The 13,784-nt window shown below is 65.8% G+C and carries 9 protein-coding genes and 1 pseudogene; 6 read left to right on the top strand and 4 right to left on the bottom strand.

All coding sequences use genetic code 11. The features are described 5' to 3' along the window. Positions 1-158: 158 nt before the first annotated feature. Positions 159-422, bottom strand: coding sequence for a hypothetical protein (locus ACWDA7_RS42995; RefSeq protein WP_450612312.1), 264 nt, complete (start codon positions 420-422; stop codon positions 159-161). A gap of 807 nt (positions 423-1,229) precedes the next feature. Here ACWDA7_RS42995 and ACWDA7_RS42990 point away from each other — a divergent pair. Together ACWDA7_RS42990 and ACWDA7_RS42985 are read left to right on the top strand one after the other, a co-directional pair. After that, complete coding sequence (locus ACWDA7_RS42990) at positions 1,230-3,473, top strand: RICIN domain-containing protein (RefSeq protein WP_450612310.1); 2,244 nt, start codon at positions 1,230-1,232, stop codon at positions 3,471-3,473. A 468-nt stretch (positions 3,474-3,941) separates the two neighbouring features. Further along, entirely contained in the window at positions 3,942-5,246 is a 1,305-nt protein-coding gene (locus ACWDA7_RS42985; protein WP_450612308.1) for an epoxide hydrolase family protein, read from the top strand. 49 nt (positions 5,247-5,295) lie between these two features. On the opposite strand, the gene ACWDA7_RS42980 is transcribed toward ACWDA7_RS42985, so the two are convergent. Further along, positions 5,296-6,042 (bottom strand): SDR family oxidoreductase, encoded by a 747-nt coding sequence (locus ACWDA7_RS42980; protein ID WP_450612306.1) that lies wholly within the window; start codon positions 6,040-6,042, stop codon positions 5,296-5,298. A gap of 123 nt (positions 6,043-6,165) precedes the next feature. Between ACWDA7_RS42980 and ACWDA7_RS42975 the strand changes: the two genes are divergently transcribed. Further along, the gene (locus ACWDA7_RS42975) at positions 6,166-6,819 is read left to right on the top strand and encodes a TetR/AcrR family transcriptional regulator C-terminal ligand-binding domain-containing protein (protein ID WP_450612304.1); all 654 of its coding nucleotides are present in this window, start codon (positions 6,166-6,168) and stop codon (positions 6,817-6,819) included. 73 nt (positions 6,820-6,892) lie between these two features. On the opposite strand, the gene ACWDA7_RS42970 is transcribed toward ACWDA7_RS42975, so the two are convergent. Next, complete coding sequence (locus ACWDA7_RS42970) at positions 6,893-9,418, bottom strand: Pls/PosA family non-ribosomal peptide synthetase (RefSeq protein WP_450612314.1); 2,526 nt, start codon at positions 9,416-9,418, stop codon at positions 6,893-6,895. Positions 9,419-10,726: 1,308 nt separating this feature from the next. Between ACWDA7_RS42970 and ACWDA7_RS42965 the strand changes: the two genes are divergently transcribed. The 3 genes from ACWDA7_RS42965 (at position 10,727) to ACWDA7_RS42955 (ending at position 13,441) form a co-directional block, all read left to right on the top strand. Further along, a complete protein-coding gene (locus tag ACWDA7_RS42965; RefSeq protein ID WP_450612302.1) occupies positions 10,727-11,950 on the top strand; it encodes a hypothetical protein in 1,224 nt (407 codons plus the stop codon). Beyond that, positions 11,868-12,836, top strand: coding sequence for a carbohydrate-binding protein (locus ACWDA7_RS42960; protein ID WP_450612301.1), 969 nt, complete (start codon positions 11,868-11,870; stop codon positions 12,834-12,836). The genes ACWDA7_RS42965 and ACWDA7_RS42960 overlap by 83 nt, the downstream gene beginning before the upstream one ends. Before the next feature lie 266 nt (positions 12,837-13,102). Then, positions 13,103-13,441, top strand: coding sequence for a hypothetical protein (locus ACWDA7_RS42955; RefSeq protein WP_450612299.1), 339 nt, complete (start codon positions 13,103-13,105; stop codon positions 13,439-13,441). Between the two features lie 217 nt (positions 13,442-13,658). Here ACWDA7_RS42955 and ACWDA7_RS42950 read toward each other — a convergent pair. Then, positions 13,659-13,784, bottom strand: a pseudogene (locus tag ACWDA7_RS42950) (RNA-guided endonuclease TnpB family protein); the annotation flags it as partial.

Below are 13,784 nucleotides of genomic sequence, written 5' to 3'. Positions count from 1 at the left end.
CCGATCATGTGGGCGGTCTTTCGCCCTGGGGGCGAAACCCCGTTTCCTGCCCTGCTCCGCAGGGGTCCGATTCCTCCCCGGCCTGAAGGCCGGGGAGGAATCGGAGGCATTTGGTGAAGCGGCTCAACGCCTCTGTGAAAGTGAAGCCTGGGCCGGGTCTAGCGGCGGCAGTCGCGGTCGCTGGTGTGCCAGGCGCGCCCCTCGTGGCCGTACCGCTTGTGGTGGTGGTGCCTGTAGTGACCCAGGTTCCGCCCCCGGTTCCCGTAGTTCGAGTCGTGCCAGCCGTGCCGGGCGTGGTCACGATCCGGGCCGTGGTAAGCCGTGGCGGCGGAGGCGCTGCCGACCGTCCCGAGCACGACCCCGGCGCTCATCGCGATCGTCGCCACGCCAAGGGCCGCGGCCCGCTTGATTCTGTTACTCATCGAGGGTGTCCTCTCCGTTCGATGGAGCGTGATGCTCCGTCAGGTCGCCTGGCCGGGTGGGCCGGGATGAATCAGATCCTGCACGCCCGAATCGCCCAAAACGGAAAAACACCACCCTGATAAGAGAATGCTCATCAAGCTCTCATTTGCCTCAAATACTCACATAATCTCACCGCAGTGGGGTCGGAGCTTGCTCCTGAGCCCGTGCCTCGGCTGTTGCCAGGTCTCCGTAGCGCTCAACCCGATGGCGACCACACCTGGGTCCGACAGGCGTATCGGCCCCGGACCCTTTGACCTCGGATGCGCTAGGGGATGACTCTGACCCCTAGGGTCAAGAGCGGGTCGTACCGCCGGACGGCGCCGAGTGTCACGGTGTGGATGGCGTCGCCCTTGAGTTGGCCGTCGCGCAGGAACCTACACCCCGGTCGCGCAGATAGGAGCCTACTGACCGGAGCCGTCCGGCTGGCCGGCTATGACGACCTGGCCGCGTCGCGCGCGCTCGCCCACCTGAACCTCGCCGCCGCTGACCTCATCACCTTCAACTGGAACTTGACAGGGTGGCCGACGACCTGCGGCAGTTTCTGGAGCTGCTGGAGGAGTCCTTGACGCGGTTCATCGCCGACGGGCGAGGGGGACTCCTGTAGATACAGGACTCAACCGTCCGTTCGTGACAGCGCCTACCAGCTCAGTTCCCTTTCCTGGCAGCATAGTTCACGGCTTATTTTTTGTTGTGTATTGACGGCCCGGCGGGCGGCGCCTACCTTCCGACCAACATCGCGCGACCCCAACGCGACCGAGGAGACACGTGTGACCGACGTTCTCGCGGTGCTCGTCCGAGCCCCCCGTCCCCGCAGACGCACAGCCGCTCTCACAACCGCCGTTCTGCTGCTGGCCGTCGCCGGCATCACGCTGCTCGCCGCACCGAGCGCCGGCGCGGCGACCATCCCCACCTCCCCCACCACCGTCGTCAACGCCAACAGCGGCAAGTGCGTGGACGCACGTGCCGCGGCCACCGGCAACGGCACGGCCGTGCAGCAGTACACGTGCAACGGCACCGGCGCCCAGTCCTGGCAGTTCACCGCCACCGACAGCGGCTACTACCGGATCGGGGCGGCCTCCGCACCGAATCAGGTCTGGGACGAGACCGACGTCTCCACCGCCGACGGTGCGCTGACCCAGCTGTGGCTCTACGGCGGCGGTGCCAACCAGCAGTGGCTGCCGGTCGCAGAGGCCTCCGGCGGGTACCACTTCGTCAACCGCAACAGCGGCAAGTGCCTCGATGTGCCGTCCGCGTCCACCGCCGACAGCGTCCAACTACAGCAGTACACCTGCAACGGCACCAGCGCCCAGTCCTTTTCTCTCTCCGGCGGCATCACCCCGCCGCCCAACACCCCGGACTTCGGCCCCAATGTGACGGTGTTCGATCCGTCGATGCCGGTGTCCACCATCCAGTCGAAGATCAACTCGGTCTACAGCACCCAGCAGACCAACGAGTTCGGCACCCAGCGCAACGCCCTGCTGTTCACGCCCGGCACGTACAACGTCGACATACCGGTCGGCTACTACACCCAGGTCTCCGGGCTGGGTCTGTCACCGACCCAGGTGTCGATCACCGGCGGCGGTGTGCACGTCGAGGGCCACACCAACGACGGCAACGCCACCCAGAACTTCTGGCGCGACGTCGAGAACATGTCGGTGAGCCCCAGCTCTGGCAGCACCATGTGGGCCGTCTCGCAGGCCGATCCGTTCCGGCGGATGGACGTGCACGGCAACATGAAGCTCTGGGACGACATCCACGGCACCAGCACCAACTGGTCCAGCGGCGGCTACATCGGCAACTCCCGGATCTCGGGCCAGATCAACTCCGGGACCCAGCAGCAGTTCCTCACCCAGAACAGCGCCCTGAACGGCGGCTGGACCGGGCACAACTGGAACATGGTCTTCGTTGGCGACACCGGCGCACCGGCGACCAGCTTCCCCAATCCGCAGTACACCACCGTCGCCCAGAGCCCGGTGATGCGCGAGAAGCCGTTCATCTACGTCGACGACTCAGGCAACTGGCAGGTGTTCGTTCCGTCGGTGCGCACCAATGTGCAGGGCCCGGACTGGGTCAACGGAACCGCTCCGGGCAGTTCGCTGCCCATCAGCAAGTTCTACATAGTCAAGCCCGGTGATACCGCCACGACGATCAACAACGCGCTTGCCGCGGGTCAGAACCTGATCGTCACCCCTGGCGTGTATCACCTCTCGGCGCCTCTGAACATCACCCGACCCGACACGGTGGTCCTCGGACTGGGCCTGGCCACCCTCGTGCCGGACAACGGCGTCACCGCGATCACCACGGCCGACGTCGACGGCATCGACATCGCCGGTTTGTTGATCAGTGCGAACACCACCAACTCCAACACCCTGATGCAGGTCGGCCCGACCGGCTCCAGCGCCAGTCACTCCGCCGACCCGATCGTGCTGCACGATGTCTTCTTCCGCATCGGCGGGGACATCGCCGGCAAGGCCACCCAGACACTGGTGATCAACAGCAATGACGTCATCGGCGACGACCTGTGGCTGTGGCGTGGGGACCACTCCAACGGCGTCGGCTGGACGACGAACCCCGCCGTCAACGGGCTGATCGTCAACGGCAACAACGTCACCATGTACTGTCTGGCGGTCGAGCACTACCAGAAGTACCAGACCACCTGGAACGGCAACGGCGGCCGCACGTACTTCTACCAGAGCGAGACTCCCTACGACGTGCCCAACCAGTCCAGTTGGACCACGAGTGGAGGCGACCTCGGCTACGCCTCGTACAAGGTCGCCAACTCGGTCACCTCCCACGAGGCATGGGGTGTGGGTGTGTATGCCTACCTCCGCGACAACCCCTCCGTGGTACTCGGCCATGGCATCGAGGCGCCCACCACGTCCACGGTCAAGTTCCACAGCATGGTGACCACGGTCCTGGGCGGCGCCGGAACCATCAACCACATCATCGACAACACCGGCAACCAGGTCACCGCAAGCAACAATGTGGCCTACCTGGTCAGTTACCCGTAAGTCCGGCGCAGACCTGACGGCACACAGAGCAGAGGGGCAGGCCGGCCCAGGGGCGTTTCCCGTCGGCCTGCCCCTCTCGTGCGACTCGGGCCCGACTCGGCTCGACCGGTCAGGCGCGCACTCAGGGCACTGCATGGGCCGGTGGGCCCGTCGACCGCCCGGAAGGCCAGGCCCTCACTGCCCTGCCCTCCACTATCTGCGGCCCGCTGCTCGGCTGACCTGCAGCTCGTCGCCAGATCCGGGGCCCGAGTTGCGAGTTCACACAATGCTGCATAACGTTACGTTCAGTCACGATACCCGTGGTGGACCAAGCATTTCATCGGCGCCTGCCGCTGCCTGCTGGATGTCGCAGCCCTGGCTCGCAGGAATTCCCTGCCAGATCACTCTCTTCGCCGTTGGGCAATTTGGGGCGTGACGTCGTCGCGAGTCCCTTCGCGAAAGCCTGCGCATCACCCAAGGAGGTCTGCCATGCCCGAAACCCCCTCGCGGCACTCTCGGCGCACGTTCCTTTCCGCCTCGGCTGCCGCTATGACCGCGGCGACCACAGGGGCTTTCGACCTGCCCCTTCGGACGCCGACTGCGACACACGAAAGCGCGGGCATTCGTCCCTTCCGCATCAATATCGCAGAAGAGGATCTTGCCGATCTCCGTCGGCGCATCATGGCGACACGTTGGCCCGACCGTGAGACTGTCGGCGATCAGTCTCAAGGCGTCCAGTTGGCCACGATGCAAAACCTCACGCGCTACTGGGGAGCTTCCTACAACTGGCGGAACGTCGAGGCAAAGTTGAATTCCTTGCCGCAGTTCATGACCAAGATCGACGGACTCGATATCCATTTCATCCACGTGCGCTCCCGCCATCCGCATGCCCTGCCGATGATCCTGACCCATGGCTGGCCTGGCTCGATCCTGGAATTTCTCAAGGTGATCGACCCGCTCACCAACCCAACAGCCCATGACGGCCGCGCCGACGAAGCCTTTCACCTCGTCATACCCTCCATACCCGGCTACGGCTTTTCGGAAAGACCGTCGAGCACCGGCTGGGGCCCCGACCGCATTGCGCGCGCATGGGCCACATTGATGGAGCGCCTGGGGTACAAGCACTATGTTTCCCAGGGCGGCGACTGGGGTGCGGTGATCTCGGACAGACTGGCGATGCAGCGACCCGCAGGATTGCTCGGTATCCATGTGAATTTCCCGGCCACCGTACCCCCGGATATCGCAGAGAAACTGGCCTGCGGCGACCCGGCCCCAGCCGGGCTGTCCGCCGACGAGAAAGCCGCATACGACAAACTGGCCACCTTCTACAAGACGGGCTCGGGCTACTCGGCCATCATGGTCACCCGGCCACAGACCCTGGGATACGGGCTGTCGGACTCGCCGGCCGGATTGGCCGCATGGATGTACGACAAGTTCGCCGCGTGGACGTACAGCGGCGGCGAACCCCAGCGGGTGCTCACCGTGGACGAGATGCTCGACGACATCACGCTCTACTGGGTGACCAACACCGCGGTCTCTTCGGCTCGCCTCTACTGGGAGAACAACGCCAACAACTTCAACGCCGTGTCGGTCTCCGTCCCGGCCGCCATCACCGTGTTTCCCGGCGAGATCTACCAGGCACCACGGAGTTGGGCCGAGCGCAGCTACCACAAGCTCATCTATTTCAACAAAGCCCCGAGCGGCGGCCACTTCGCGGCCTGGGAGGTGCCGGACATCTTCACGAAGGAGCTCCGGGCCGCGTTCAGATCGCTGCGCACCACTCGAGCCGCCTGAGGATAGGCGTCACCCTGGCCGAGAACAGGGGCGCCGACGGACGAGGGCGCTAGGCGATGCCGCCGTTGGTGTAGAGGACCTGGCCGTTGACCCACCGACCGGGTCCGGCCAGGAAGGCGACGGCCTCAGCGATGTCCTCGGGGGTACCGAGTCGCTCGAGCGGCGGGGCGGAGGCGATCTGGTTGATCAGCTGCTCGCTCTTGCCGTCCAGGAACAGCGGCGTGGCGGTCGGCCCTGGAGCCACCGCGTTCACCGTGATGTCCCGGCCGCGCATCTCACGGGCGAGAATCAGCGTCATGGCCTCGACCGCACCCTTGGTCGCCGCGTAGGCGCCATAGGTCGGCTGCTGCAACCGCGTGATGGAAGTCGAGATGTTGATCAGCGCACCGCCCTTCCGCAACCTGCGCGCGGCAAGCTGCGAGACCACGAAGGCGCCCCGCACATTGATCCGGTGCATCCGGTCGAACGCGTCCAGGTCCATCTCGGCCACCGGCGCCAGCAACATGATCCCGGCCGTGTTGACCACGACGTCGACCCGGCCGTAGCGCTCCTCGGTGACATCGAAGAGCCGCTCCACCTCCACAGCCTCAGCGACGTCTCCCGGCACTGCACTTGCCTCTCCACCGGCCGCGGTGATCGACTCCACGACCTCCTTGGCCCGCTCGGCGCTTCCCGCGTAGTGCACGACGACCTTCATCCCGCTGGCTGCCAGCCGGCGAGCGACCGCCCCTCCGATCCCGCCGGACCCTCCGGTCACGATCGCGACGCGCTCGGGTCCCTGCTCAATGGTGGTCATGGAGACCCCTCCTCAGTTATATGGACGACTCGTACACTAACATATGTGGACTGAGTGTCTATATACTTCGAGGGCCTGAGGGGTGCCGCCGTTGCAGGGCACTGACGAACGTGGAGTACGCACATGGAGCGAACCGATGTCCCCGACGCTCCTCGGCTCAAGCCGGGGCGCGGTCGCCGCCGTGCGGAGGACGTACGCCGGGCAGCCCTGGCCGCGACGGCCGAGCTGCTGTTCTCGGAGGGCATACGAAGCGCGACCTTCGCGAAGGTCGCCGAACGTGCCGGCGTCAGCAAGATGACCCTCTACAAGTGGTGGTCATCGCCCGGGGCACTCGCGTTCGAGGCCTACTCCGATGCCGTGGAGGACACCCTCGCCTTTCCCGACACGGGTGACGTCCGGCGCGACCTCAGCACCCAGCTCCACGCATTCGTCGACCACCTGCGCCACAACGGCCTCGTCGTCGCCGAACTCATCGGAGCCGCTCAGAGCGATCCCGAACTGGCGGCCGCGCTGACAGCTCATTACGTCCGCCAGCGCCGCGAACTCGCCGTGGACCGCCTCACGCTCGCACGGCAGTCGGGGCAGGTCCGCGAGGACGCCGACCTCGAGACGGTCGTCGACCAGCTCTGGGGTGCCTGCTACCACCGGCTGCTCATGCCGGCGGAGCCCCTGACCCCCGAATTCGCCGACCAGCTGATCGCCAACCTCTTCGAGAGCATCGCCCCACGTCCAGAGCACTGGGCCCCCGGCCACCCGGAGACCGATGGCGCTGAGTAACGCGGTGCGTCCTGCGCCCGTGCCCGGGCGCAGGACGCACCGCGTGGGCCTGCCGGCCCACCGTAGGGTCAGGTCACGGCGCCCGTACCGCGCAACGCTGCTTGGCGGCTTTCGCCTCCGTGGCGGGGTTTCCGAGCCATTGGGCCATCCGGGGGACTTCTTCGCCCTTCATGAGGAATGAGTCAGGTGCCAGCGTGGCACCTTCTCCCATGATCACGCCGTAGTGGACGTGGGCCGCCACACCGAGGGTGACACCGTTGCCCAGCTCGATGTAATCGGATTTGAAAGTCCCGTCCTCCTGCGAGTGGCACTGGATCCTGCTGCCGAGGTTGAGGGTGCAGTCGTCGCCGATGGTGGCGAGTGTGCGCTCGGTCAGATAGCAGCCGTCGTCGAAGACCCGTTTGCCGACCCGGGCGCCCATCAAGCGCCAGGCCAACGGTTTGAAGGGGGTCCCGTTGAAGATATGGAAATATTCGACCGGCAGCTTCCACAAGCGCTCGTGCAGCCAGAAGTCCCGGTGGTAGATCGAGCACAGTTTCGGCCGCAGTCTGCGGAATCCTCCGGCCAGGCGTTCCACGAGGATGAGGTAGAACGACGTGAACACCAGGGTGACCGCCGCGGACACGGCGAACATGACGTGTCCCACGACCCCGGGCGACGAAGCGGCTGACATGCCGAGGAGGGTGATCACGAAGAGATACAGCCAGCCGAGCGCCAGGAACAAACCGATGGTGCGCAGGTTGTAGTGGTTCTTCACGGCGAGGTGGCGGGGTAGCTCGTCAGGGGAGAGCAAGTGGTCGAAGCGGCTGTCCCGCTCCACCGACCGCGGGATCTCGAAGGGCGGCGAGCCCAACAGACCGACTCCCTCGCGGACCTGGCCGTCGAGCGGCACCATCACCTTTGTCGCCAGCAGACAATTGTCGCCCGTCCGGGCGCCGGCAGGGAAGGCGATATTGTTCCCGATGAAATTGTCCCGGCCTATCGCTGCCCGCGAGACACGGAATGACGTGCTGGAGTAATCGGCGTTCACCACGGACAGCCCGTCGGCCACCATCGTTCCGGTGCCCACAGCACTATGGAACGGCGACTCGTGTTCCACTTCAGTGCCGAAGTTCGAGCCCGTCTGCTGCACCGGGGCAAGCTTGTATCCCAGCCCCCTCAGGTAGTGCACGATGAAGGAGCTGTCGCCGAAAAGTCGCTTGAAGAACTTGACGTTGGTTGTCCGTGCGATCGTGCGGTGAACCGAGTAATGCAGGCCGTACAGCGGATAGACCGTATCGGGCTTGACCAGTCGGCCCAGCAGACGCGGAATCGTGCACAACGCGGCGGTGCCCAGGACGACGAACCCGAAGAAGACCACCAGGGACGTGCGCAGCGCGTCCGTGTAGAACCGCGCCGAGGTGATTTCCGCGGACGTCGACTCGGACCCGACGATGTGGGCCACCGTAGGAGCCGTGGCCAGCAGCATGTACGAGCCGCCCACAGCCAGCGGCACGACCACCAGGAGGACCTGCAATATGGTGACCAGGCCGTAGGCGGTACGGCGCACTGGACCGCACCGCGCCGGCGGCACCCGAATCGCGCTGATCTGTGCGCGTTGCGCCGGTGAACCGTGCCAGTACTCGCCGGCTGGTACGTTCTGGCCGCTGTGCAGCGAGGACGCATGGCCGAGCTGCGCATGGTCGCCGAGCGAGGTGTTGATGTCGAGCACGGTCTTCTCCCCGACCACGGCGTTCCTGCCGAAGGTGACCCTGCCGGTCTGGATACGCCCTGCTTGCGCCCGGTAGCACAGGAAGAACGACTCCTTGCGCAGGACTGTATCCGCGCCGATCGTGAGCAGGTCCGTACAGACCGGTATACGGCGGGAGAGGATCGTGACCCCGCTGCCGATGCGCGCGCCGAGGCATCGCAGGTAGACCACATAGAGCGGATTGCCCACGAAGAAGAACATCGGGTTGGCGTGCAGCAGGACCCTGATGATCCAAAAACGTAGGTATGTGAATCCCCACAGGGGAAACTCACGGGGTTTCCAGCGGCCCACGAGAATCCATTTGGCCGCGATCGGGAAGGCGGTCAGAGCGGCGAAGGCGACACCGCCGAAGACCACTGCCCGGAGGTAGATATGGGGTACATCCTCGCCTGCGGCGACCCAGTTGTACCCGCGGGCGGCTGCCACTCCGAGGGCGAACACGTATCCCAGGAAGAGCAGCAGTTGCATTGTTCCGCAGAGGACGTAGCGAAGCGTACTCGTGCGGGGCACTTCCTCGGCCGTCGTCGTCGGCGGCTCGGAGGGCCCGGGATCGGCCTCACTCATGGCAGCGGCGAGACTCCGGATCGTCGGGTTCTGATAAATGTCCTTGATGGAGGCCGAAGGCAGGTCCGCCCGCTTCCTGACCCGTGCGCAGAACTGCGCCATCACCAAGGAATTCGCACCCAACTCCTCGAAGAAGTTACTGTCGATCGCCACCTTGTCCGTCTGCAGGACTTCGGCGAGGATTTCAGCGAAATGGTTCTGGAGAGCAACTGTTGAATCGACGTGTCCGTTGTTGTGTTCCGATGTATCGGGTTCAGGTGTCGAAATTCCTGAAGATCGCACCATGTGAAAGGCCCCTTGAGATACTCGGTAGCCGACACTGTCAATGCGGCCGCCCAGGTGTCGCTCTGCCCGGCGGAGCCCTGAACGGACTCCCCGGGCAACGAGGACACCATCCAGTGTCCGCCTTTGGCCATAAGACGGCCACTGGGACCTTGTCGAGCCCCAGAGCACGGGCCGAAGCAGCCGCCACGCACTCTCCCTGGCCCGGTGCAAGCGGCGACACCGAGCCGCCCGAACCCGGCGTCCCTGCGCCGCAGAGCGACGGGCACGGGACCCTGCATTGGGAACGTGCTTGACCAAAAGGACCGGCCGATCGGAATTAAATGCCGCCCGACGCCCGACGCCGGTTGGGGCCTCGGAAGGGAACTCGGGAGGGAGGAAATATGGGCGTCGGCGGAAAGCGCCGATTCGACCCGGCTGAGCATTCGCATGGTTGGCCTGAACCACGCATTTCGTCATTGAGGTCGAGGATCGGGCCGCCGGGATGGGCTGTGTGGTTCGCCGCCGGCATGGGACCGGGCACGGCAGCCGCATCCGTCGAGCCGCACCTCCTCGCCGGACAAACCCGGGCTCACGTTCCGGGCTCGGACATCTCTCTCACCTCTGTCGGGTGTGCACCGGGCAGCCCGCCCTCGTCCCCACGACGTTGTGTTCCCTTCAGAGGTGCCGCTCCCTGTCCAGAGCCGTGACAGGACCGCGGCCGCCAAGTGGTCGCGCCGGCGCGGAGTCGTGCCGTGTGGGTTGGCGGGCGGGAAGGGCGACTGGTCTGGGATCGGATCTCCATCAGACCCGGGCCGAAGAGCCGGGAGCGGACCTGCGGTGTGGCGGCGATCGAGGGCGATAGGTCAGACAGAGCGACCCGCAGACGTCGCGGCTGCACAGACCGGTCGAGGCGGTTGTCTTCCACCAACTTCCCTGCGCAGAAGCGCTGATGACGCCCGCTGCGCCGCCGACCGCCGGTGATCCCCGACCGAAGCTCACTTTCTTCATGCCTTGACTTAACACCAGTGAAATTGCTTGGATCCAACCCATCGTTGAGGCGGGAGGGGGCGATGCGGTGGCTGTCGCCACGTCAGGACCTGTAACAGTGAACGCCTTTCACGGCGCTCGTACCGCGGCGACGGCGGCGGTCCCGCCGACTCCGGTTTACAAGCGCAGTCATGCTGCGTCGCCGCCTTGCGGGCTCCACGCCGTAACAGCCAGCACTCGCACACCACTTGATCACGTGTGCCGCAGCCACCGGAACGGCCCGTACGCCACCGACCCGGCGCGGCATCAGTCCCCGACACTCCCCAGACTCCAGGAGAAGCTGTGAGACGTTCTCTCACCGCGATCGCCGCCATCGCCGTCACGGCACTGACCGCACTGGTCGGCACGGGTCCCACCGCGCACGCCGACCGGGCAGCACGCGAACCGGCCCGGCAGAACTCTGTCGTGACCGGCACCTACTCCACCGGCGGCGCGCAGGCATGGCAGCCGCTGCCCAGTCTGCGCATGGGCAATGACACGGACTCCGCCACCGATGCCAGTGTGGTCGTCGATCCGAGTACCACTCTGCAGAAGTACACGGGTATCGGGTTCTCCCTCGACGAGACGAGCGTCTCCAACCTGTGGAAGCTCACCCCCGCCCAGCGCGAGGCCGCCATCCGGCTGCTGGTCGACCCGAAGAGCGGTGCGGGCCTCGACCGGTTCCGGTTGACGATCGGCAGCCCCGACCTGATCGAACATCTCCCGTTCTGGTCGGAGGACGACCTCCCCGCAGGCGTCACGGAGGACTTCGGTCTCAAGCACTTCTCCATCCAGCGGGACATCGACCTGCACATCGTCGACACCATCAAGCTGATCCAGCGCTACAACCCGAAGGCAACCTTCTTCGCCTCCGCATGGAGCGCACCGGCGTGGATGAAGACGAACAACCAGTTCACCGGCGAGGTCGCACTCAAGCCCGGCAGCACCACCGACTACTACCAGGTCGGCAAGCTGCGCGACGACTGCATCGATGTGTTCGCGCGCTACTACGTCAAGTACGTCCAGGCCTACGCCCGGCACGGAATACCCGTTGACGCCCTGACACTGCTGAACGAGCCGGGCATGGACGTGGTCTACCCGGCCATGGACATCAGCATCGCCCAGCAGCAGAAGCTGGCCCTGGCCATGAAGCGCGAGTTCCGGGCTGCCCACCTCGATACCCAGCTCTACGTGCATGACTTCAACTTCTGGGACTGGCGGGATCCCAACAGCACGGCGACCAAGAACTACCACCGCATCTTCGACGACGCCCCCGCCGCAGACCATCCTCAGCGACTTCCGTCTCGATGCCGGCTCCTACATCCTGTGGGCCCAGACCACGGACCAGGATGGCGGGACTCTGCACTGGACACCCGCCCGGGACAACAACATCGACTGGGAGAAGGTCGGCGCCACCACCAAGTGGCCCAACCGGCTGGTCACGGTGAACACGACGACCAAGGACTTCACGGTCCGCGACGAGCTGTACGGGATGGGGCAGTTCGCCAAGTACCTCTCCCCCGGTGACGTGCGCGTCGAGTCCAGCGCCGCAGAACACGGCATCAGCAACGTGGTGTTCCGCTCCGGTGCCGATAAGTACGTCGCAGTCATCGGCAACAGCAACAGCACCGACAGCAAGGTCCGGATCGTCGTCGCGGGCCAGTCGTTCGTGGTGACCGTCCCGGCGGCCTCCTTCGCCACCTACCGGTGGAAGGGCCAGGCTCCCTCGGGCCACCGCAACCACGCCCCGGTCCTCGCCGGAGCGGCCGATATCGTCGCCGACCAGTACAGCACCGTGCGCGTTCAGCTGCAGGCCACCGACCGCGATGGGGACCGGCTGGCGTACTACGCCGACGAGTTGCCGGACGGCGTCGGCGTGGCCCCGGCGACCGGCCTGATCACGATCCACCCGACCACCGCCGGCGAAGAGGACATGACCTTCTACGCCACCGACGGCAGAGCTCGCGACCGGGTGACCGTCCACCTGACCGTACGACCTCACGCCGTCTCGGTGGGCGAGAAGATCGAGGCGGAGGGCTACACGGATCAGCACGGCTGGTCCGCGGACGGCAGCAACTTCATCGAGAGCAACCCCGCTGCCAGCGCAGGCAGGGACGTGGGCTGGACGGCGGCCGGCAACTGGCTCACGTACCGCGTCGACGTGCCGCAGGCAGGCACCTACGATCTCGAGCTGCGTGTCGCGAACGGCACCGGCGCCACCGCATCCAACGCCCTGTCCCTGCGCGACGAGAGCTCAGCCAAGCTGGCAACGGTGTCGGTGCCTGACACGGGCGGCTGGGGGACGTACCAGTCCGTCCACGTGCCGGTGAATCTCGCGGCCGGGGAGCAGACGATCACTGTCTACTGCGAAACCGGCGGGTTCAACCTCGACTATCTGCGCTTCACCCACTAGCCGCCGGTTCTCCGGCAGCCCGGGTGCCCCTGCCACGACCCCACGTCCGCGGCCTGCTGCGGGTGAGGATGGTAGCGGCACCCGGTGCTGCGGGAGGATGCTTCACGTCATCAGCTGGCCTGAAGGTGGGCGCGGTGTTCGGCGACCTGCCGTTGCAGGTGCGGCGGCGGATGCGGTACCGCGAGCGTGGAGGCGGATGCACCTCGATGCGCCACGGAACTGAATACCAGCGGGACCGATCAGCCGAGCAAAGGATCAAGGATCTCGTGGAGACACCCCACTACATCGACTGCTGTCACCGTCCTGAGCTTCGCGCCCTGCGCACCTTGTACGAGTCGACGCATGACATGGAGTCCCTGCAACAGTGCACCTCTTGCGGAACCTACTGGTTCTACCGCTTCCATGAGTACGTCGACTGGTCGACCGGCGACGACGACCTGACCTCGTGGTTCACAGCGCTCACCGGCGAAGAGGGCACGAGGCTACGCAATGTGACGGACGGTCATGGAGAGGACTTGTCCTTCCTCACCACGCGCCCGAGCTGGAGAGACGACCGTGATGGCACCCAGCGCGTCGATGGGGCGCCCGATCGTCCTTGGTCCTGAACCACGAGGGACCGTGACCCTCGCATCGGCTCCGATGTGGGCGTGACGCTTTGACGACAGTCTCTAGTCGGACTCCGTGGTGCAAGCGTGCAGCCCGATCAGGAGGCCGACGGGGTCGAGGCTGTAGCAGCCCCGCCCGACCCCGGGAATGTTGAAGGCTCCCCTGCCTGGAGGGAGGGGATTCTCCACCCTCCAGGGCTGAGCGGGGATTTACGGCTCAGGCAGCCTCTGGGTCCAGCGGCCCCGGCGGTCTTACGCCCTCGACACCGTCCGGGTTCCAACCTGCCCGGACCAGCATCACGCGGGCGGAGTTCTTGTCCCTGGGGGACACGGCTGCGCACAC

This window comes from Streptomyces sp. NPDC001156 (assembly GCF_053598275.1).
The sequence above is the reverse complement of the archived record's forward strand: the minus strand, read 5'-3'. Positions and strand labels throughout refer to the sequence as shown.

What these genes read in the sequence shown, in the direction of transcription:
- ACWDA7_RS42995 (WP_450612312.1), bottom strand. Translation starts at nt 422, where the DNA reads ATGAGTAACAGAATCAAGCGGGCCGCGGCCCTTGGCGTGGCGACGATC.
- ACWDA7_RS42985 (WP_450612308.1), top strand. Translation starts at nt 3,942, where the DNA reads ATGCCCGAAACCCCCTCGCGGCACTCTCGGCGCACGTTCCTTTCCGCC.
- ACWDA7_RS42980 (WP_450612306.1), bottom strand. Translation starts at nt 6,042, where the DNA reads ATGACCACCATTGAGCAGGGACCCGAGCGCGTCGCGATCGTGACCGGA.
- ACWDA7_RS42975 (WP_450612304.1), top strand. Translation starts at nt 6,166, where the DNA reads ATGGAGCGAACCGATGTCCCCGACGCTCCTCGGCTCAAGCCGGGGCGC.
- ACWDA7_RS42970 (WP_450612314.1), bottom strand. Translation starts at nt 9,418, where the DNA reads ATGGTGCGATCTTCAGGAATTTCGACACCTGAACCCGATACATCGGAA.